This is a genomic window from Agromyces mediolanus, assembly GCF_044917495.1.
Lineage (GTDB): Bacteria > Actinomycetota > Actinomycetes > Actinomycetales > Microbacteriaceae > Agromyces > Agromyces mediolanus_B.
Map to the genome: position 1 here is coordinate 181,952 of NZ_JAVSSI010000001.1, position 18,962 is coordinate 200,913.

The 18,962-nt window shown below is 72.3% G+C and carries 20 protein-coding genes, 1 tRNA gene and 1 other RNA gene; 11 read left to right on the forward strand and 11 right to left on the reverse strand.

Translation table 11 applies throughout. The annotated features are described in order from the left end of the window. Nucleotides 1–20 precede the first annotated feature (20 nt). The 5 genes from ROT00_RS00885 to ROT00_RS00905 all read left to right on the forward strand — a co-directional run bounded on the left by ROT00_RS00885 (nt 21) and on the right by ROT00_RS00905 (nt 5,013). Complete coding sequence (locus tag ROT00_RS00885; RefSeq protein WP_404771626.1) at nt 21–1,481, forward strand: Na+/H+ antiporter NhaC family protein; 1,461 nt, start codon at nt 21–23, stop codon at nt 1,479–1,481. Nucleotides 1,482–1,586: 105 nt separating this feature from the next. Further along, entirely contained in the window at nt 1,587–2,729 is a 1,143-nt protein-coding gene (ftsE, locus tag ROT00_RS00890) for a cell division ATP-binding protein FtsE (RefSeq protein WP_404771628.1), read from the forward strand. Continuing rightward, on the forward strand, nt 2,726–3,637 hold the full coding sequence (gene ftsX / locus ROT00_RS00895) for a permease-like cell division protein FtsX (RefSeq protein WP_404771629.1): 912 nt from the start codon (nt 2,726–2,728) through the stop codon (nt 3,635–3,637). Before ftsE ends, ftsX begins: the two co-directional genes overlap by 4 nt. A gap of 115 nt (nt 3,638–3,752) precedes the next feature. After that, nucleotides 3,753–4,229, forward strand: a complete 477-nt coding sequence (gene smpB / locus ROT00_RS00900) for an SsrA-binding protein SmpB (RefSeq protein ID WP_189084666.1) — start codon at nt 3,753–3,755, stop codon at nt 4,227–4,229. Between the two features lie 46 nt (nt 4,230–4,275). Beyond that, nucleotides 4,276–5,013: a tyrosine-protein phosphatase gene (locus ROT00_RS00905; RefSeq protein ID WP_404771631.1), complete on the forward strand. Its 738-nt coding sequence runs from the start codon at nt 4,276–4,278 to the stop codon at nt 5,011–5,013. 21 nt (nt 5,014–5,034) lie between these two features. Here the strand turns inward: ROT00_RS00905 and ROT00_RS00910 are convergent, their stop codons facing one another. Then, nucleotides 5,035–5,706, reverse strand: a complete 672-nt coding sequence (locus ROT00_RS00910) for an SIMPL domain-containing protein (protein ID WP_404771632.1) — start codon at nt 5,704–5,706, stop codon at nt 5,035–5,037. A gap of 196 nt (nt 5,707–5,902) precedes the next feature. Between ROT00_RS00910 and ssrA the strand changes: the two genes are divergently transcribed. The 3 genes from ssrA to mgrA all read left to right on the forward strand — a co-directional run bounded on the left by ssrA (nt 5,903) and on the right by mgrA (nt 8,518). Continuing rightward, nucleotides 5,903–6,270: a transfer-messenger RNA gene (gene ssrA, locus ROT00_RS00915) on the forward strand. A gap of 117 nt (nt 6,271–6,387) precedes the next feature. After that, nucleotides 6,388–7,413 (forward strand): hypothetical protein, encoded by a 1,026-nt coding sequence (locus ROT00_RS00920; protein ID WP_404771634.1) that lies wholly within the window; start codon nt 6,388–6,390, stop codon nt 7,411–7,413. 49 nt (nt 7,414–7,462) lie between these two features. Continuing rightward, nucleotides 7,463–8,518 (forward strand): L-glyceraldehyde 3-phosphate reductase, encoded by a 1,056-nt coding sequence (gene mgrA / locus ROT00_RS00925; RefSeq protein WP_404771635.1) that lies wholly within the window; start codon nt 7,463–7,465, stop codon nt 8,516–8,518. Nucleotides 8,519–8,567: 49 nt separating this feature from the next. Here mgrA and ROT00_RS00930 read toward each other — a convergent pair whose 3' ends face one another. Together ROT00_RS00930 and hisN are read right to left on the reverse strand one after the other, a co-directional pair. Continuing rightward, on the reverse strand, nt 8,568–8,951 hold the full coding sequence (locus ROT00_RS00930) for a hypothetical protein (protein ID WP_404771636.1): 384 nt from the start codon (nt 8,949–8,951) through the stop codon (nt 8,568–8,570). A gap of 78 nt (nt 8,952–9,029) precedes the next feature. Further along, the gene (gene hisN, locus ROT00_RS00935) at nt 9,030–9,830 is read right to left on the reverse strand and encodes a histidinol-phosphatase (RefSeq protein WP_404771638.1); all 801 of its coding nucleotides are present in this window, start codon (nt 9,828–9,830) and stop codon (nt 9,030–9,032) included. A 153-nt stretch (nt 9,831–9,983) separates the two neighbouring features. Here hisN and ROT00_RS00940 point away from each other — a divergent pair. After that, nucleotides 9,984–10,059 (forward strand) — tRNA-Lys (locus tag ROT00_RS00940). Between the two features lie 203 nt (nt 10,060–10,262). Beyond that, nucleotides 10,263–11,564: a polysaccharide pyruvyl transferase family protein gene (locus ROT00_RS00945; RefSeq protein WP_404771640.1), complete on the forward strand. Its 1,302-nt coding sequence runs from the start codon at nt 10,263–10,265 to the stop codon at nt 11,562–11,564. A 151-nt stretch (nt 11,565–11,715) separates the two neighbouring features. On the opposite strand, the gene ROT00_RS00950 is transcribed toward ROT00_RS00945, so the two are convergent. From ROT00_RS00950 to ROT00_RS00985, 8 genes are all read right to left on the reverse strand, one after another. After that, the gene (locus ROT00_RS00950) at nt 11,716–12,759 is read right to left on the reverse strand and encodes a YihY/virulence factor BrkB family protein (RefSeq protein ID WP_404771642.1); all 1,044 of its coding nucleotides are present in this window, start codon (nt 12,757–12,759) and stop codon (nt 11,716–11,718) included. 62 nt (nt 12,760–12,821) lie between these two features. Continuing rightward, nucleotides 12,822–13,415: an energy-coupling factor transporter transmembrane component T family protein gene (locus ROT00_RS00955; RefSeq protein ID WP_404771644.1), complete on the reverse strand. Its 594-nt coding sequence runs from the start codon at nt 13,413–13,415 to the stop codon at nt 12,822–12,824. Beyond that, nucleotides 13,412–14,161: an energy-coupling factor ABC transporter ATP-binding protein gene (locus ROT00_RS00960; RefSeq protein ID WP_404771646.1), complete on the reverse strand. Its 750-nt coding sequence runs from the start codon at nt 14,159–14,161 to the stop codon at nt 13,412–13,414. The genes ROT00_RS00955 and ROT00_RS00960 overlap by 4 nt, the downstream gene beginning before the upstream one ends. Continuing rightward, nucleotides 14,158–15,285: a thiolase family protein gene (locus ROT00_RS00965; RefSeq protein ID WP_404771648.1), complete on the reverse strand. Its 1,128-nt coding sequence runs from the start codon at nt 15,283–15,285 to the stop codon at nt 14,158–14,160. Before ROT00_RS00965 ends, ROT00_RS00960 begins: the two co-directional genes overlap by 4 nt. Continuing rightward, a complete protein-coding gene (locus ROT00_RS00970) occupies nt 15,282–16,562 on the reverse strand; it encodes an AMP-binding enzyme (RefSeq protein ID WP_404771650.1) in 1,281 nt (426 codons plus the stop codon). Before ROT00_RS00970 ends, ROT00_RS00965 begins: the two co-directional genes overlap by 4 nt. Continuing rightward, the gene (locus ROT00_RS00975) at nt 16,559–17,239 is read right to left on the reverse strand and encodes a biotin transporter BioY (RefSeq protein ID WP_404771651.1); all 681 of its coding nucleotides are present in this window, start codon (nt 17,237–17,239) and stop codon (nt 16,559–16,561) included. The genes ROT00_RS00970 and ROT00_RS00975 overlap by 4 nt, the downstream gene beginning before the upstream one ends. 139 nt (nt 17,240–17,378) lie before the next feature. Further along, nucleotides 17,379–17,903, reverse strand: a complete 525-nt coding sequence (locus ROT00_RS00980) for a hypothetical protein (RefSeq protein WP_404771652.1) — start codon at nt 17,901–17,903, stop codon at nt 17,379–17,381. 91 nt (nt 17,904–17,994) lie between these two features. After that, a complete protein-coding gene (locus ROT00_RS00985) occupies nt 17,995–18,180 on the reverse strand; it encodes a hypothetical protein (RefSeq protein ID WP_404771653.1) in 186 nt (61 codons plus the stop codon). Nucleotides 18,181–18,347: 167 nt separating this feature from the next. Between ROT00_RS00985 and ROT00_RS00990 the strand changes: the two genes are divergently transcribed. Further along, entirely contained in the window at nt 18,348–18,953 is a 606-nt protein-coding gene (locus ROT00_RS00990; protein ID WP_404771654.1) for a TetR/AcrR family transcriptional regulator, read from the forward strand. Nucleotides 18,954–18,962: the final 9 nt, after the last annotated feature.

Sequence of the window (18,962 nt, forward strand, 5' to 3'; positions counted from 1 at the left end):
CACCTGAATCAGAGGCCCCCATGCAAGACGTCGGCGCGCTCGCGCTCCTCCCCGTCGTCACCATCCTCGTCATCGCCGTCGCCACGAGGCGCACGCTCTTCGCGATGCTCTGCGGCACCCTCGTCGGCGCCGTGCTCCTCGGCGGCTGGGAGTTCTTCGACTCCTGGATCGGCTACTTCGGCACCGCCATGGCCGACGAGACGCTGCAGTGGCTCATGCTCGTCGTCGTCCTCTTCGGCATCCTGATCACGCTCTTCGAGCGGTCCGGTGCCGTGAGCGAGTTCGCCGCCTGGGCCGAGCGCTTCGTGAACTCCCGGCGGAAGTCCCTCGTGCTGAGCTTCCTGCTCGCCGTCGTGCTCTTCGTCGACGACTACCTGAGCGTGCTCACCGTGGGCACCTCGATGAAGGGCATCACCGACCGCTACCGGGTGCCCCGCACCCAGCTCGGTACCGTCATGAAGCTGACCGCGGCGCCGATCGCGGTCATCGTGCCCTTCTCGACCTGGGCGCTGTTCTTCGCCGGACTCCTCGAGGCGCAGGGCGTCACCGCCAACGGCTCCGGATTCGGCGCGTACCTCCAGGCCATCCCGTTCATCTTCTTCGGCTGGATCGCACTCGCGATCGCGGCGCTCGTCGCGCTCGGCTGGTTCCCGAAGCTCGGTGTGCTGAAGAAGGACGTCGCGCGCGCCGAGGCGACGGGGGATGTGTTCCCGCTCGGCACCACCGACGATGAGCGCGCCGCCGAGGGCGCCGCGCCGGCGGAGGTCGAGGTCGGCGAGTTCGCCGCCCAGGGCGATGCGGGGGAGCGGGCGGCGGTCGCCGCGCCCGTCGCCGTCGCGACCCGGGCGCCCGGCATCGCGAAGCCGCGGCCGTGGAACTTCGTGGTGCCGATCGTCGTCATGATCGCCGTCACGATCCTCACCGAGGTCGACGTGCTGAAGGGCACCGTCGCCGCGCTCCTCGTCGCGATCGTCATGTACACGGCGCAGCGCCGCCTCGGCATCCGCAAGGTCTTCGACGCCGCCTTCGACGGCGTCGGCAGCATGCTCTTCGTCATCGTGCTCACCGCGCTCGCCTTCATGGTGCAGCACATGAACATCGACCTGAAGCTCGCCGACTTCGTCATCGACGCCACGCAGCCGTACATGTCGGGCGCGCTGCTGCCGGCGGTCGTGTTCCTCGTCTGCGGCGTGTACGCCTACGCGACCGGCTCCTTCTGGGACCTCGCCGCCGTGATCACCCCGATCGTCATCCCGCTCGCGCTGGCGATGGACGTGAATCCGATCATCGCCGGTGCCGCCGTCTTCTCGGGCGCCGCGCTCGGCTCGACGACCTGCCTCTACGGCGACGGCATCATCCTCGCGTCGCGCTCGACCGGCATCAAGCCGCTCAACCTGATGACCGCGATCCTGCCCTACGCGGCCATCGCGGCGGCCCTGTCGCTCGTGCTGTACCTCGTCGTCGGCTTCGCCGGGGCCTGACCGGACCCGTCCGACGAGGCCGATCGTCCCGAGTGCGGGCGGCGCGCTGGCGAAATCCAGTGTCGCTGCCCGCATTCCGGGCTCGGCTGCTTAGGCTCGAACACGATGATCCGCTTCGATTCCGTCACCAAGACCTACTCGGGCCAAGCGCGGCCCGCCCTGAACGACGTCGGGGTCGAGATCCTGCGCGGCGAGTTCGTCTTCCTCGTCGGCGCCTCGGGCTCCGGGAAGTCCAGCTTCCTCCGGCTGATCCTGAAAGAGGAGAAGCCGACGAAGGGGGAGATCCACGTCCTCGGCCAGCACCTCGGCTCGATCTCGAGCCGCAAGGTGCCCTACTTCCGGCGCAACCTCGGCGTGGTGTTCCAGGACTTCCGGCTGCTGCCGAACAAGTCCGTCTACGACAACGTCGCGTTCACGCTCCGCGTGATCGGCAAGTCGCGCGGGTACATCCAGTCGGCGGTGCCGGAGACACTGAAGCTCGTCGGCCTCGACGGCAAGGGCAAGCGGCTGCCGCACGAGCTCTCCGGCGGTGAGCAGCAGCGCGTCGCCATCGCCCGCGCCATCGTCAACAAGCCCCAGATCCTGCTCGCCGACGAGCCGACGGGAAACCTCGACCCGGTGACGAGCGCGGGCATCATGACCCTCCTCGAGCGGATCAACGCGAGCGGCACCACCGTCGTCATGGCGACGCACGAGGCCGGCATCGTCGACCAGATGCAGCGCCGCGTCATCGAGCTCTCGGCCGGTCAGATCGTCCGAGACGAGCTCGACGCCGGCTACGACGGCCAGACCGTCCGCGACATGAACCTGCCGCCGCGCACCGTGCCGGCCGCGGTCGTCGCCACGGTGCTCGAGCCCGAGGGCGAGGCACGAGCAGCGGAGACCGGGAGCGCGGACGTCGCCGCGGCGGCGGAGCTCGCACCGGATGCCGCGGCGGAGGCCGCACCGCTCGCCGCACCGCCGACGGCCGCCGCGCCGAAGGTCACCGCGGAGATCATGCGCGAGGCGCAGCCGCTCTACGTCGAGCCGGAGGAGACCCGCGACGCGGTCACCGAGGAGGCCGCGGCGATCACCGCCGCGGCGACGGGGCAGATCGACGTCGACCCCGAACGGCTCCGCGCGGCGGAACCGCCCGTCGCGGAGGACCCCGACGCGCCACCGCTCACGCTCGCCGAACGATTGGGGCTCCGCGCGCCCGGCGGGCCGCGAGCCGATGACGACCAGCAGGAAGTGGGGCCGACGAAGTGAGGATCGGACTCGTGCTCGGCGAGGCGGCGAACGGACTCCGCCGCAACGCCTCGATGGTCGTCTCGGTGGTGCTCGTCACCTTCGTGTCGCTCACCTTCGTCGGCACTGCGGCGCTGCTGCAGCTGCAGATCGCGCAGATGAAGAACTACTGGTACGACCGGGCGCAGGTCGCGGTCTACCTCTGCACCTCCCTCTCGAGCACGGCCGGATGCGCCGACGGCGAGGCGAGCGACGAGCAGAAGGCCGCCGTCGAGGCGCAGCTGAACAGCAGCACGCTCGCGCCGTACATCGACAAGTACTACTTCGAGGACCACGACCAGGCCTACGAGAACTTCCAGGAGCAGTTCAAGGGCAGCCCCGCGGCCGACTACGTGACGCCCGACGTGCTGAACGAGAGCTTCTGGGTGAACCTGAAGAACCCCGACCAGTCCGACGTGCTCGTCGAGGCGCTCGCGGGCATGCCCGGCGTCGAGTCGGTGAGCGACCAGCGGCGCCTGCTCGACCAGATCTTCGATGTGCTGAACGCGGCGAGCTACTCGGCGATCACGGTCGCCGCGATCATGCTCGTCGCCGCGGCGCTGCTCATCGCGACGACGATCCGATTGTCGGCGTTCTCGAGACGCCGGGAGCTCGGCATCATGCGGCTCGTGGGCGCCTCGAACCGCTTCATCCAAACCCCGTTCGTGCTCGAGGGCGTGTTCGCCGGACTCATCGGCTCCCTGCTCGCGGGCGGCGCCGTGGTCGCGATCGTGCAGTTCTTCGTCCAGGGGTATCTGGCGCAGAACCTCGCGTTCACCTTCGTGGACCTCGGCGATGCACTCCTCGTGGTGCCGCTCCTGATCGTCGTCGGGGTGCTCCTCGCCGCGATCTCGGCCGGGATCGCGATCACCCGCTACCTCAAGGTCTGACGCCGTGGACGGCGGGGTGGTGCGCGCCACCCCGCTCGCCCCGGTAGACTGAACGGCTCGCCGCGACCGAGATCGCGGCATCCGTCATCAGCATCGAGACCGTGAGGAGAGGGCCGTGCCCAGGGAACGCGGACAGAAGGTCGTCGCGACCAACCGCAAGGCGCGGCACGAGTACACCATCGAGGACACCTACGAGGCCGGCATCGTCCTCCAGGGCACCGAGGTGAAGTCGCTCCGCGAGGGGCGGGCGTCGCTCGTCGACGGCTACGCCTTCATCGACGGCGGCGAGATGTGGCTCGACGCGGTGCACATCCCCGAGTACACCGAGGGCACGTGGAACAACCACACGCCCCGGCGCAAGCGGAAGCTGCTGCTGCACAAGCAGGAGATCGTGAAGATCAGCCACCGCGTGAAGGACGGCGGGTACACCCTCATCCCGCTCTCGATCTACTTCAGCGACGGGCGGGCGAAGGTCGAGCTCGCGATCGCCAAGGGCAAGCGCGAGTACGACAAGCGTCAGGCGCTGCGCGAGCGTCAGGACAAGCGCGAGGCCGACCGCGCGATGTCCAGCCGGCGCCACCTGGGGGAGTAGCCGCGCACAGCCGCCGTGCCGGCGGCTCGGGGTAGGCTCGGGCTCGATGGAGACTTCGCTTCGGATCCCCGTTCCCGGCACCTACAACTTCCGCGACGTCGGCGGCCTCGCAGCCCGCGACGGGCTCGTGCGCGAGGGGGTGCTGTTCCGCTCCGACGGACTGCACGCGCTCGGCGACCCCGGCAAGGCGGAGCTGCGCCAGCTCGGCGTCGGCGTCGTCATCGACCTCCGCGACGAGCAGGAGGTCGCGCGGATGCCCGACGACCTCACCGGGCTCGACGTGGAGGTGCTGCGGCTGCCCGTGTTCGAGGGCTCCGGCGCCTCCCAGGGCGCGGCCGGCATCTCGCTGGAGGCGCTCTACGAGCGCATCGTCGTGCAGCACTCGCGGGTCGTCGTCGACGCGGTGCGCGAGATCTCGGCGGCGCGCGATCGCTCGGTCGTGGTGCACTGCACGGCGGGCAAGGACCGCACCGGCGTCGTCATCGCACTCACCCTGCTCGCCGTCGGCGTGGATCGCGAACTCGTGATCGCCGACTACGAGCGCACCGAGGGCAACCTCGCGGGCGAGTGGCTCGAGCGCATGGTGGGGCTCGCCGGGCAGTACGGCGTGCCCGACACCCCCGCGCTCCGGGTCCTCATGGGCGGCAGCCCGCCCGAGGCCATCGACGGCATGATCGAACTCGTGGAGCGCGAGCACGGCAGCGCCCGCGACTACCTGCTCGCCTCGGGCCTGGCCCTCGACGAGCTCTCCGCGCTCGAGCGGCAGTTGGTCGCGCGCGACTGATCGCCGGGTGACCGTCGCCGCTCAGGCGGCCGGAGGAGCGTCGAAGCGGGCTTCGACCGTCGCCGAGACGACGAGGTCGGCCGGCACGAACTCCGCGACCGGGGCCTGCTGCGCATCCATCGAGAACGCCACCGCGCGGGCGAGATTCCCCTTCGCCATCGGCGCCGGTCGTGCGTCGAGCAGGCCGGAGTCGGCGAGCTCGACGGGCGTCGGCGTGCCGAGGCCGAGCGCGGAGGCGTAGACGGCGGCCTTCGCGACCGCCTCGCCGACCGCCCGGCGCTGCGCGGTTTCGCGGACGCGCGCCGCCGTCTCCTCGGTGAGCCGCCAGTCCACCCCGCCGAGGGTGAGCTCCTCACCGCTCGTCTGCTCGCTCACCCAGGCGGAGAGTGCGGCGAGGTCGCGGAAGACGAGCTCGAGTTCGCCGCGCGCCTCGTGCACCGCCGGGAGTTGGCGCCCTTCGGCGTTGAACGGCCGATGCGACCACACGCGCAGCTGACCTGCGGACCACTGTTCGAGGACGCCGTCGGCGTCGAGCCGCCGGACCTCGCCGAGCAGCCGCTCGTGGGCGGCGGCGGTGCGGTCGACGACCTGCTGCCGCTCGGCGCCGGAGGCGCCCACGGAGAGCTGCACGGCGCCGAGCTCGGGCTCGACGCGCTCCTCGGCGGTGGCGGTGACGGTGATGAGCGTGCCCACGGGCGACCTCCAGCGGGTTCGGCGCCGACGAGGCGGCGCGGCCGGGAATGGCGGAAGCATCCCGCCTGTTCTAGACTGTAAGGCCGCGCACCCCTCGCCGTCCCGGTGAAGCGCGCGGAACATGGCAACTCCACAGCGTGCGACAACGGCCCTCCGACACGGACGACTCCTGACGGACGACTCCGGCGGTGCTCATGGGGATGATCGGTTTCGACATCGCCTGTGCGCCCACGAGAAGCGGGCCGAGGATGCAGGGTTATCTCGTGAACGCTCCCTGCGAACAAATAACTGCCAATAAGAAGCAGTCTGACTTCGCCCTCGCTGCCTAAGCGAGTCCGATAGTCCGTCAGTCCGGGTTGGTTCCCGCCCCGGTCCCTGGCGTCATTTAGGGAACTTGCTGCGCGTCGTCGCCTGAGCGACGTGCGGGACTTCTTCAGGCTGGGCTCGTCGACCGAGGTGCCTGTGACAACGGTCGGGGCCGAGTAGAACGCTCCACAGGATGCGCCCGGAGAAGGCGTGGAAACTCAGCGATGGACGGGGGTTCAATTCCCCCCATCTCCACCACCGGTCGTTGTCGCACGCGATGCCAGCATGACGGGCCGTCCCTCGGGGCGGCCCGTCGTGCGTGCGCGGTGCAGCCGTGCGGCTGCCGAGGTCGCGGCATCCTCTAGGCTGGCCGTCGTGCGTCCGGCCCTCGACACCTCTGCGCTCACCGCGCCGTTCGGGCCGGAGGAGGCGCGGGAGCTCGCGCTCGCCGCCCGAGCCGATCGGCCCACGCCCATCGGCCTGCTCTGGCGGGCCCTCGGCGCCGGATTCCTCGCGCTCGTGTTCACCGCGACGTTCTTCGGCGTCCTCGACGAGTGGGTGGAGCGCGGTCCGTGGCCCGCGGCGTTCTTCCTGCTCGTCCTCTGCGGCATGGCCGCGTTCGTCGTCGCGGTGAGCATCTCGTCGCTCGGCGCGGCACGCCGGCGTCGGGCCCGTCACCTGCGGCTCGAGCGCTTCGCCCGGGACAACCGGCTGTATTGGATGCCGGAGGGGAACGCACCCCAGTACCCGGGGACGATCTTCTCGGTCGGAACCACCCGGCTCGTGCGCGACCGGCTCTTCGCCGGCTCGGGCGAGTTCTTCGACGTCGGGGTGCTGCAGGCCGTGACCGGCAGCGGCAAGGAGCGGCGCACCGTCGAGTGGTCCTACCTGGCGCTCCGGCTCACCCGCGAACTCCCGCACCTCGTCCTCGACGCCACGCGGGACAACGTGCTCGGGCAGAGCTCGCTCCCGGAGACGATGCATCGCGCGCAGCGGCTCTCGCTCGAGGGCGACTTCGACCGGCACTTCGCGCTCTACTGCCCCGAAGGCTACGAACGCGACGCGCTCTACGTGTTCACCCCCGACCTCATGGCGCTCCTCATCGACGAGGCGGGCGACTTCGACGTCGAGATCGTCGACGACCGGATGACGCTCTTCACCCGCCGTCCCGTCGATCTGCTCGATCCGGAGACCTGGCGGCGCTACGAGCGGATTATGGCGCTCGTGCTCCCGAAGGCGAGACGGCAGACGCGTCGCTACCGCGACGAGCGGGCGGACGAGGGCGAGGCGATCGCGCTCGAGGGCCGACGGCTCCGCACCGGCGTGCCGTGGAGCGGCATCGCGATCGGCGTGGGTGTCCTCGGCGGCTGGATCGTGCTGCGGTTCCTGCTCGGCGTCTGAGCCGCGGATGCTCCGCCGCGGCGTCGGCGGCCGCCGCTACGATCGAGCGATGAGCTACTCCGCGGCCAGCGACCGCTACGACCAGATGACGTACCGGCGCTCCGGGCGATCGGGGCTCCAGCTGCCCCTGCTCTCCCTGGGGCTCTGGCAGAACTTCGGCGACGACCGTCCGGCCGAGCGGCAGCGCGACATCCTGCTCCGCGCGTTCGACCGGGGCGTGATCCATTTCGACCTCGCGAACAACTACGGTCCGCCCTACGGCGCCTCCGAGGTGAACGTCGGCCGGGTGATCCGCGGCGAGCTCGCCGCGCACCGCGACGAGCTCGTGGTCTCGACGAAGGCCGGCTGGGACATGTGGCCGGGGCCCTACGGCGCAGGGGGCAGCCGCAAGTACCTGATCTCGAGCCTCGACGGATCGCTGGCGCGGCTCGGGCTCGACTACGTCGACGTGTTCTACCACCACCGTCCCGACCCCGGCACCCCGCTCGAGGAGACCGCGTCGGCCCTCGATGCGATCGTGCGGGCCGGCAAGGCGCTCTACGTCGGCATCTCGTCCTACGCGGCCGACGACGCGCGCCGGATGGCGGGCCTGCTCGCCGAGCTCGGCACGCCGCTCACGATCCACCAGCCCTCCTACTCGATGCTGAACCGCTGGGTCGAGACCGACGGCCTCCTCGACGTCGCCGGCGAGCTCGGCTTCGGCGTCATCGGTTTCACGGCGCTCGCCCAGGGGCTGCTCACCGGCAAGTACCTCGGCGGAGTGCCCGAGGGGTCGCGCGCCGCGTCCGACGGCTCGCTCGATCGCGAGGTGCTCACCGACGAACTGCTCGACCACCTGCGGGCGCTGAACGAGATTGCGGCGTCGCGCGGCCAGTCGCTCGCGCAGCTCGCCCTCGCCTGGGCGCTCCGCGACGAGCGGATGACGAGCCTCGTCGTGGGCGCGTCGAGCGTCGCCCAGCTCGACGAGAACCTCGACGCCCTCGCCCGGCTCGATTTCACCGACGACGAGCTGCGCGCGATCGACGAGCACGCGCGCGACGCGGGCGTCGATCTCTGGGCCGACGCGCGCACCGGCGGTCCGCTGCCGATGCTGCGACCGGAGTGACGCCGCTGCGCTCGGCCGGGAAGCTGGCCGGGCGCAGCCGCCCCGGCGCTCAGGGGTTGTCGATGCGGTGCGCGAGCACCTGGCGCGCCACGAGATCGTTGGCCACGGCGTCGCCGGTCTCGCCGAAGATCGTCGCGGTCTTCGCAGCGCCGATCGCGCCGCCGAGCAGGGCGCCGCTCGTCATGTCGCGGTGCAGTCGGGCGACGAGTCGTCCCTCCGCATCGGCCATGAAGTCGACGGCGAGGTTGATGACGAACTTCGAGCCGGCCATCGCGCCGAGCCACACGGTGCGGGCGGTGCTGCCGCGCTTCGCGAAGAAGCCGCCGTTCGGCGTCTCGGTGACGGTGAAGCCCTGCGCCTCCAGCGCGCCGCGGATCGCGGCCCGGGCGGCGGTGTGGTCGCCGAGGAGGAAGTAGTCGTACGACGAGGCCATCGGTGCTCCAGTCGGGTCGGGTCGGATGGATGCCGCTCGACTCTATCGGGCACGACCCCCGTTCGGGTGCCGGCGCGCTCAGCGCAGGGCGTCGAGCACGAGCTCGTGCACGGCGCCGTTCGTCGCGAGGGAGCTGCCGTGCTGCGGACCGGGCTCCCCGGTGATCGAGGTGAAGCGGCCGCCCGCCTCCTCGACGATCGGCACGAGCGCGGCGAGGTCGTAGATCTTCACGTCGAACTCGCCGACGATGTCGATGACGCCCTCCGCGAGCAGCATGTACGACCAGAGGTCGCCGTAGGCGCGATCGCGCCACACCCGCTCCGACAGCGCCAGCAGGCGGTCGAGGTACCCGGCGTCGCGCCACTGTGCGAGGCTCTGGAAGCTCAGCGAGGCATCCGTGAGCTCTGCGACCGGGGAGACCTGGAGGCGGCGCGGCTCCGGCCGTGCGCCGCGCTCGTCGGGCAGATCGTACGTCCACGCGCCCGCGCCCCGGGCGGCCCACCAGCGTCGCCCCATCGCCGGGGCCGAGACCACGCCGACGACGGGCACACCGTCGATCGCGAGGGCGATGAGCGTGCCCCAGACCGGGACGCCGCGGAGGAAGTTCGCGGTGCCGTCGATGGGGTCGATGATCCACTGGCGGCTCGTGCTGCCCTCGGTGCCGAACTCCTCCCCGATGATGCCGTCGTCGGGTCGTGCCGCGGCGAGGCGGTCGCGGATCGCTCGCTCGACCGCGAGGTCGGCTTCGGTGACGGGGGTGCGGTCGGGCTTCGTCCGCACCTCGAGGTCGACGGCACGGAAGCGGGAGAGCGAGATCTCGTCGGCGAGAGCGGCGAGTTCGAGGGCGAGCGCGAGGTCGTCGGCGAAGAGTTCGGTCACCGATTCAGCGTATCGGCCGTCGGTGAACGGCGCGTTTCCGGCGCGGGCTGCGGCGACGCGCCCGGGTTCGCGCGGAGTCCGGCGCCGATTGGCGCGAAGGATGCCGAGCTGATAACGTGGTCTCTCGGTTCGGGTTCGCAAGATCCGCACTTCGCACCTCTAGCTCAATCGGCAGAGCAACTGACTCTTAATCAGTGGGTTCAGGGTTCAAGTCCCTGGGGGTGCACCACAGAGAAGGCCCCGGCATCGCGCCGGGGCCTTCGTCGTTGCGGGCGTTCCTCGGGTGCCGGCGCTGTCGTTCCGATGTCCTTCTGGTCGCGCTCGCCGCATCGGCGCCGTCGAGGGGCGGGCCTCGGCCCGGACGGCCCCGAGCCCAAAACGCTCATTCGATTGGCCTTAGGCTGAGGGTTCACCGAATGAAGGGCCCGACGCGTGCGTATCCTCATCCGTGGCGGAAAGCCGCCGCATGTCCCGCTTGCCCCTGAGCCTTCTCTCGCTCGCTGGGGTTGGGGGATCTTCGGAGCGAACGTTGGAAACACGCTCTTCCTCGAGAGTGTCTACCGCGCGGTGAACACCCCATCGTCGGAGGTCACCGTCGATTCGCTGTACGTGGAGCTCACGAAACGTCCCGACGAGATCGCTGCTGAGATCAACGAGCGCTTCGATCTCTATGTGATCCCGCTCGCGAATGCGTTCCGCGGTGCGTTCCTGCCATCGCTGAAGCGACTCACCGCCGTGATCTCTCGTCTCGACATCCCGGTCGTCGTCGTCGGCGTCGGCGGGCAGGCCGAGATCGGTTCGGCAATGAGCGGGTCTGACGTGGACGAAGCGACGACCGAGTTCGTGCGCGCCGTTCTGCAGCGTTCTTCCTCGGTCGGCGTTCGCGGCGAAGACACTGCTCGGTACCTCCTCTCCCTCGGATTCGGGCCGGACGACGTTCCGGTGATCGGATGCCCGAGCCTGTTCGATCACGCGGGCGATCTGGTGATCCGCGAGGATGACGCCGAGCTCGGCCCAGAGAGCCCGATCGCGATGAACATCACTCCGTCCGCCGGAGTCGAAGAGCTGGTTCGGCACAACACCGCACGGTATCCGCGGTTGACATACATTCCGCAGGAGCACCACGAACTCGCGATGCTGCTCTGGGGCACCGACGCCGCGGCGGGCCATCCGGAGCTGCCATTGCACACCGGGCACCCCCTGTATCAGGAAGATCGCATCCGCTTCTTTCTCGACCCGCGGACCTGGCTCGGTTTCATGCGTGAACAGCGGTTCGCATTCGGCACCAGGATCCACGGCACGATCGCCGCGCTCGCAGCGGGCACCCCGGGCGTGCTGCTCGCGCACGATGCGCGCACGCTCGAGCTCGCCAGATATCACCGGATTCCGCATCGGCTGCTCGCCGACGGGGAACTCGACGCCGCTCGGTTGCACGCTGCGGCGTCGTTCGACGACTTCAACGGGTTCATGCCCGAGGCATTCCGGCGCTACGTCTACTTCCTCTCGCAGAACGGCGTGCCCAATATTCATCAGCCGGGGGAGGCGAATCCCGAGTACGCGGAGCTGCTCGACGCGGTTGCGTTCCCGCCCGGGGTTCGGACGTTCGCCAACGAGTCGACTCCGTTCGAGCGAGAACTGCTGCGGAAACTCGAATGGCTGCGTCAGGGCGCCGCCGAAGACAAGAACCGCTGGCGGGGCGGATACGTTCCGGAGTGGAAGCCTCGGGCGAGCTGAACGACGACACGCAGCGCACTCCTGCAGGGCGGGGAACCCCCGGCTTCATCCCGGCCATCGCCATGGTCGTGCCTTCCGGCCTCGGCAGTGGCCGAGGAGCCGGCCTTCGACGGTGCCGGGCCGTGCCAGCCGGGGACGCCACGCTGACGCGTCAGCCGCGCTCCCGGTCGACCGCGTCGCGCGCGGCCTGCACCTCGGCGACCGCGGCCATCGCGCGGCGCTCGGCCCGCTGCAGGCGGCGGACGGCGATCGTCGGGCTGCCGTAGCGCGCGGCGACGCGGTCGTGCTCCTCGTCGACGCCCGTGACGATGTACGCCGCGGCGAGCAGGACGACCTGGCTCGAGAGGTTCAACCAGAGCAGCAGCGCGATCAGCGAAGCGAAGGAGGCGAGCAGCGGGTTCGACGACGCCCCGCCGATGAAGAGCCCCGAGAGCACCTGCAGCACGGTGAGCCCGACCCCACCGAGTAGCGCGCCGCTCCAGAGCGAGCGGGCGCGGGGCCGCAGCCCGGAGAGCAGTCGCACGAGGGCGGCGATCGCCGCGGTATCGATCGCGAGGACGACGAGCACCGACAGCGCCTGCACCCCGAAGTCCGCGAGGCCCGAGCGGGCGGGCACGCCGAGCCAGTCGAGCACCGAGCCGATCGCCGCGGTGCCCGCCATCGTCACCGCGGCCCCGGCGCCGAGCGCGAGCCCGAAGCCGACCGCGATCGCGAGGTTCCGCAGCAGCGCCCAGACCACGAAGGTCTGGTCGGCCGGTTGATCGGCGAGCTCGCGGAACGCGGTGGCGAGCGAGCCGACGGCGCCGATCGCGGTGCCGACGAGACCGACGAGCGCGATGACGCCGGCGACGCTGAACGCGACGGGCTGCACCAGGTTCTTCGGATCGATGGCGCCGCCGTCGCCGACGAGACCCGGGATGACCCGGCCGAGCGCATCGACGAGCGCCTGCATCGCCTCGTCGTCCCGCGAGAGCCAGATGCCCGCCACCGAGAAGCCGAGGAGCACCCCGGCGAACAGCGAGAAGAGCGCCCGGTACGTGATGCTGTCGGCGAGCATCGGGCCGTGGTGCTCCTGATAGAGGAGGAACGCGCGCACCGGCTTCCGCTCGAGCGCCCAGGCGACGATCCGCTTGAGCGGGCTCGCCTTCGCCGGCTTCGCGGCGGTGGTCCCCGTCTCCCGTTCGGCAGTGCTCATCACGCCAGGCTAGCCAGCGGGCGGCGGGAGGCGGAGAGGCTTGACGCGGTGCGCGATTCCGTTCAGTCGTCGAGCCCGCGGGCGACGAGCGCCTCGCCGAGATGGTCGGCCGTGCGGAGCGCGCGCACGATCACGGGCACCGCGACGGCGCGGATCGATCCCTCGGCGCCACGAGCGCGCCTGGCGTCCAGCACCTCGGCGACGATCTCGCCGAGGAGCGGGATCGCGCGGATGGCGAGGGCGAGGGCGAGCCCGACGCGGTCGGCGTCGATCCACCGCCGGAACGGTCGGAGCAGCAGCTGGGCGGCGTCGAGCGTCTCGGTGACCGGGGTGGTGAGCGAGTACACCCCGGCGAGCACGACCGCGAGGAGCAGGCGCAGCGCGACGGTGACGGCGAGCTCCCAGCCCGCGATGAGGAGCTGCAGCGGCACGGCGATCGCGAGCAGCCAGAGGAGCGGCACGAGCTGCCGCCAGAGCAGCCGCACGGGCACGCGGGCGAGGGCGACGAGCCCCGCCACCACCAGGCACGCGCCGCCCAGCACCAGCACCGAGTGCTGCAGCGCGATCGCCGTCACGAGCACCGCCAGTACGCCGAGTTTCACGATCGCCGGCGTGCGGTGCACGAGCGAGTCGCCGGGGTGGTACACGCCGATCATCGTCCGGTCCGCTCCACGGCATCCGGACCGGCGTCGCGGCCGGCATCCGTCTCGTCGGCGTCGTCGGCGTCGATGATCGCCCGATACCGGGGGAGCGCCGCCGCCGGCACGTCGTCGCAGACGACGCGGCCGCCGTCCATGACGATGATGCGGTCGAAGTCCTCGAGCAGCTCGAGCTGGTGGCTCACCACGACGAGCTGCTCGTCGAGGGCTGCGAGATGCCGGGCGACGCGGCGGGCGTTCCGCGCGTCGAGGAGCGTCGTCGGCTCGTCCGCGACGACGACGGCCGGATGCCCCACCAGCACGCTCGCGAGGGCGAGGAGCTGCTTCTGCCCGCCGGAGAGCCGGTGCGCCGGGCGGTCGGCGAGCTCCGTGAGGCCGAAGCGGGCGAGCGCGGCATCCACCCGTCCGTCGGCCTCCGCGCGGGGCAGCCGGTGCCGCCGAAGGGTGAAGGCGACGTCCTCGCGGACGGTCGGCATGACGATCTGGGTGTCGGCGTTCGTGAACACGAAGCCCACCCGCCGGCGCACTTCGCGGCCCTGCGTCGCCACGTCGAGCCCGTCGACGAGCACCCGGCCGGAGTCGGGCTCGACGAGGCCGTTGATCATCCGCGCGAGCGTCGACTTGCCGGAACCGTTCGCGCCGACGATGCCGACGCGTCGCTCCGTGAGCTCGAGGGACACGCTGTCGACGACGCGCCGTCCGTCGAAGGCGTGGCTCACGCGCTCGAAGACGATGCCGCTCATGCGATCCGCTCCACGACCATCGCGACGCCCTGGCCGCCGCCGATCGAGCAGGCCGCCAGCGCGGGTCGATCGTCGTCGCCGGCGAACAGGCGCGCTGCGAGCCGGACGAGGAGCACCGCGCCCGAGGCCCCCCACGGGTGACCGAGCGCGATCGCGCCCCCGTCGCCGCTGATCTCGTCCTCGTCGAGTCCGAGCTCGTCGCTCACCGCCAGCAGCTGCGCCGCGAAGGCCTCGGTGATCTCGACGGCACCGAGCTCGGGCACGGCGAGTCCCGCCCGATCGAGCGCGAGCCGAGCGGCGTACGCGGCGCCGAGCCCGGGGAGGGCGGGGTCGCCGGCCGCGACCGCAGCGGCGCGCACCCGGAGGGCGGGCAGCCCGAGCTCGCCGGCCAGCTCCGGGGTCGTCACCGCCATCGCCGCGGCGCCGTCCGAGAAGCCGCACGAGTTGCCCGCGGTGACGGTGCCCCGCGCCTCGGCCGTGAAGGCGGGGGCGAACCGGGCGAGCACAGCGGGTCCGATGCGGGCGCTCGGGCGCTCGTCGGCCGTGACCCCGTCGAGGGCGACGAGCTCGTCAGCGAAGCGTCCGGCGGCCTGCGCCGCGACGGCGCGCGCGTGGGAGCGCGCCGCCCAGGCGTCCTGCCGCGCACGGGAGATGCCCCGCACCGCGGCGAGCCGCTCGGCTGCGGGGCCCATGTCCGGGTCGGGGAAGCCTGGCGGCGCGAACGGCGCCCGGGTGAACCTCGTGCCGTCGGGCCAGCTGCGGTGGGGCGCGGTCGAGGCCGACTCGGCACCGCCGGCGAGCACGAGCCGCGCGTCGCCGGCCCGCACCCGCGACGCGGCCTGCAGCACGGCGTCGAGCCCGGATCCGCACTGGCGGTCGACGGTGACGCCCGGCACCTCGTCGCCGAGGCCGGCGCGGAGCGCGGCCACCCGTGCGAGGTCGCCGCCGGGGCCCATGCAGTTGCCGAGCACGACGTCGTCGATCGGCACCGCGGCGGGTGCCACGAGACGGGCGACCTCGGCGAGCACCGGCGCCGCGAGCGCGTCGACGGTGCGATCGGCGAGGGCGCGGCCCGCCGTGCCGATCGGCGTCCGTCGGGCGGCGACGAGGACGGCGGAGCTCATGGACGCACCTCCTGCCGGTCGATGCGGGGCAGCCGGCCGGCGCGCAGCTCGCTCGCGACGACGCCGCGGGCGGGCTTGCCCGAGGCGGTCACGGGCACCGAGGATGCCTGGTGCCAGCGTCGCGGCCGCCAGGCGGCCGGGAGCGCCCCGGCGGCGGCGATGGCCGGTTCGGGATCTGCTCCCGGGACGAGCTCGACGACGGCCACGAGACGCTGCCCGAGGAGCTCGTCGGGCTCGCCGAGCACGACCGCGGCCGCGACGCCCGGCAGCTCGGCGAGGCGGTGCTCCACCTCCTCGGCGAGCACGGTCGCGCCGGCGACGGTGATCGCTGCGTCACCGCGGCCGAGCACGCGGAACCGGGGCGGGGTGGTGCTCGCCCCCGCAGCCGAGGGTCGCGCAGCGGCCGGATCAGCGGACGGATCAGCGGGCCGCGCGGCGACGGGCTCGGCGAGATCGCCGACGGTCGCGAATCCGCGCTCGTCCCGGCGCAGCATCCCGCCGCCCTGCACCCCGAGCGCCAGGTAGGGCGACCGGGCCCAGAGCTCCAGTCCGGCGCCGGCGGCCGCATCGCGCAGCTCGACCTCGACGCCCGGGAACGCCGCCAGTGCGCCGCCCTCGCCGATCCCGACGAACGACAGCTCGGCGGCGCCGTAGTACTCGATGAGCCGCACGCCGCGCGCCGCCGCCAGTTCGCGGAGCGCCTCGGGCACCGCGGCCCCCGCGACGATCGCAGTGGCCGGGACGGCGGGGGAGTCGAGCAGTCGGAGGAGGCGCGTCGGCGTCGCGTGCACCACCTCGGCGGCGCGGGGCTCATCCGTGAGCGTGCCGCCGAGGAAGAGCGTGTGCAACGCCGCGTAGAGGTGCATGGAGACGTGCAGCGGCCCGGAGAGGAGCACGACGGCGCCCGGCGCGATGCCGGCAACCTCGGCCAGCGGCGCGGCCGAGGCGAGCCAGGAGGCGTTCGTGCGCGCGACGATCCGGGCCCGGCCGGCGGCGTCGCTCGACCCGGAGGTGGTCAGCGCGAGCTCGGTGCCGGGCGGCAGCGCTGCGGTGGGGGCCTCGCCGGCTCCGACGACGACCCGGCGTCCGCGCTCGAGGCCCGCGAGCACGGCGACGAGCGCTGCGAGCGGATCGGCGCCCGGTCCCACGAAGACCGGCGCGCCGTCGGCCGGGAGCTCGAACGCGGCTGCGGCCGCACCGAGCCCGCCGTAGTCGAGGGCGCGTCCGCCGATCGCGAGGGCGGTGCGATCGACGCGTCCGCGGAGCCAGCCGCTCACGCGGTCCCGTCGGCGGATGCGGCGGCGGCGCGGGTCCACGGCCATGGCTTCGGCTCGATGAGGCCCGGCCAGGCGCGGTGCACGCCCTTCGCGACGAGCACGGTGGCCACGACCTTGATGGCATCGCCCACGAGGAAGACGGCAGCGCCCGCCGCGGCGAGCCCGATCGGCGTCGCGGTGACGAGCGCGAAGACCGGGATGCCGACGGCGTAGACGGCCACGATGCCGCCGAGCGCCGTCCAGAGGAGCGCCGGCACGAGCCGGTAGCGGGGGAGCAGTCGTGCGGTCGCCCAGCCGATCACGGCGGCGCCGAGCAGCCAGCCGAGGAGGTACCCCACCGAGGGGCCGACGAAGACGCCGAGCCCGCCCCGGCCGCCGGAGAGCAGCGGGAGCCCCGCGGCGACCAGCGCGATGAACAGGAGCACCGCGAGCGAGCCCTTCCGTGCGCCGAGGATCGCGCCGGCGAGCATGACGCCGAGCGTCTGCAGCGTGATCGGCACGCCCTCGGGCCCGAGGGGGATCGCGCCGGGCACGCCGAGCGCGGCGATGAGGGCGGCGAACACCGCGATCTGGGCGAGGTCGCGGGCCGTGGTGCGGCGGCGACCGGGGCGCGCGGGGCCGGATGGCTGCTCGGACGCGGTGTCGCGCTCGGATCCGGTGCTCGGTGCGGTGCTCATCTGCTGCGTCCCTCTCGCGGAGTCGTCGGGCGGGTTCGCCCGGTTCTCACGCTAGGAGCGGCGCAGGCCCGTTCGCTCGGATCGCCGTACAAGAATCCGGCCCGGATTTTGAACGGGCGGGGAGCGGCGGGCGGATGCCTCAGGCCGCGCGGGCGGCGACCGGGGTCTCGAGGGCGGACGCCTCGGGCTCCACGAGCTCGGCGTGTTCGGCCGACTCGGCCGGCGCCTCGATGTCGGCGCGCTGCTCGGCGAACTCGCCGTTCTCCTCGTCGAACGAGGCGGGCGCCTCGGGCATCGCGACGTGCGCGCCGAGCGGTTCGGCCCAGACGACGAGCGGTGCCGGCTCCCAGTCGAGGGCCAGCTGCTGCTCGCCCTCGGGGACCACGACGGCGACGTTGTCGCGCTCGTCGAGGATGCTGCGGGTGAGCTCGGCGGCGATCTGGTGGGTCACGATCGCGTGGAAGATGCGGTCCGAGTCGGCGTCGGTGCGGCGGACGAGCGTCCACTCGCCGGAGGAGCCGATGAACTCGGAGAGCTTGCCGTGCAGGAGCTCGAAGATCTGCTCGCCGCGGAGGTCGGCCGCGGAGGGCCGGGGCGCCGGCGCGGCGACGTGCTCCGAGGCTTCGGCGGTGAGCCTCGTGCGGCGCCAGCGGCGGAACATCATGGAACCCTCTCGATCGCGTGCAGTGCCTCAAGTCTCGGGCACGGGCGCGGCATCGGGCGGGGGACACGCCGCAGAACGCGAGGCGCGGAGCCTACTCCAGTTCGTCGCGCGACGTCTCGTCGGCGACCGTGCCGATCGCGACGGCGAGGCTCGCGGCCCAGGCGATCCACATCATGAGCAGCCGCCAGTCGCGCGGCCCGGACATGGTCGCCTTGACGACGCCGATGCCGCTCAGGGCGGCACTCAGCACGGCTCCGCTGAAGAGGTACTTGCGCATGCCGCAACGCTACCCGTCGAATCCGGCCGCGTCGCCCCCTTGCGCCGAACCCGGCGCGTCCCGGCATCCGTGCTCCGGATGTCGGGCGGGTGAACGGGCGCTGGGAGTCGACCGAGAATCTGACCGATCGGACAGAGTCTGACCGATCGGTCAGCTAGCGTCGAAGCATGCCCTCCGACGCCACCCTCCCTGCGCGCGCCCGCGCCGGCGACGAGCTGCGCCAGGCCGCGCTCGAGCAGTTCGCGACCGTCGGCTTCACCGCGACGTCGCTGCAGCAGATCGCCGACCACGCGGGCTACTCGAAGTCGAGCGTGCTCTACCACTACGCCTCGAAGGAGGCACTGCTCGAGGCCGCGGTCACCCCTGCGATCGACCAGCTGGAGGTGCTCGTCGCCGAGTTCGCCGAGGGCCGCCGCTCCGACGCCGCCCGCGGCGCGTTCATCGGCCGCTTCGTCGACCTCCTGCTCGGCGAACGTCTCGCGGTGCACCTCTTCGTGAGCCAGGGGCACTCGCTCCGCGGCATCCCCACGATCGAGCGCGGCAACGCCGCGATCCGCGTGCTCGCCGACGCGATCTGCACCGGCGCCACCCTCGCCGAGCAGATGCGCTTCGGCGTCGCGCTCGCCGGCGCGACCTACGCGCTCGTCGCCGGCGCCACCTTCTTCGACGACGACGAGATGACCCACCTCGCCGCCTCGTACACCGACGACGACGTGCGCACCGCGCTCGTCGACGTCCTCGCCGAACTGCTGATCCCGGCCGCCGGCCGCTGACCCGGAAGA

Coding starts and splice junctions, on each gene's coding strand:
- ROT00_RS00930 (WP_404771636.1), bottom strand. CDS start 8,951: ATGGCCTCGTCGTACGACTACTTCCTCCTCGGCGACCACACCGCCGCC.
- ROT00_RS00960 (WP_404771646.1), bottom strand. CDS start 14,161: ATGAGCGGCATCGTCTTCGAGCGCGTGAGCCACGCCTTCGACGGACGG.
- ROT00_RS00955 (WP_404771644.1), bottom strand. CDS start 13,415: ATGATCGGCGTGTACCACCCCGGCGACTCGCTCGTGCACCGCACGCCG.
- ROT00_RS00975 (WP_404771651.1), bottom strand. CDS start 17,239: ATGAGCACCGCACCGAGCACCGGATCCGAGCGCGACACCGCGTCCGAG.
- ROT00_RS00980 (WP_404771652.1), bottom strand. CDS start 17,903: ATGATGTTCCGCCGCTGGCGCCGCACGAGGCTCACCGCCGAAGCCTCG.
- ROT00_RS00950 (WP_404771642.1), bottom strand. CDS start 12,759: ATGAGCACTGCCGAACGGGAGACGGGGACCACCGCCGCGAAGCCGGCG.
- mgrA (WP_404771635.1), top strand. CDS start 7,463: ATGAGCTACTCCGCGGCCAGCGACCGCTACGACCAGATGACGTACCGG.
- ftsE (WP_404771628.1), top strand. CDS start 1,587: ATGATCCGCTTCGATTCCGTCACCAAGACCTACTCGGGCCAAGCGCGG.
- ROT00_RS00885 (WP_404771626.1), top strand. CDS start 21: ATGCAAGACGTCGGCGCGCTCGCGCTCCTCCCCGTCGTCACCATCCTC.
- ROT00_RS00985 (WP_404771653.1), bottom strand. CDS start 18,180: ATGCGCAAGTACCTCTTCAGCGGAGCCGTGCTGAGTGCCGCCCTGAGC.
- ROT00_RS00990 (WP_404771654.1), top strand. CDS start 18,348: ATGCCCTCCGACGCCACCCTCCCTGCGCGCGCCCGCGCCGGCGACGAG.
- ROT00_RS00965 (WP_404771648.1), bottom strand. CDS start 15,285: ATGAGCTCCGCCGTCCTCGTCGCCGCCCGACGGACGCCGATCGGCACG.
- ROT00_RS00905 (WP_404771631.1), top strand. CDS start 4,276: ATGGAGACTTCGCTTCGGATCCCCGTTCCCGGCACCTACAACTTCCGC.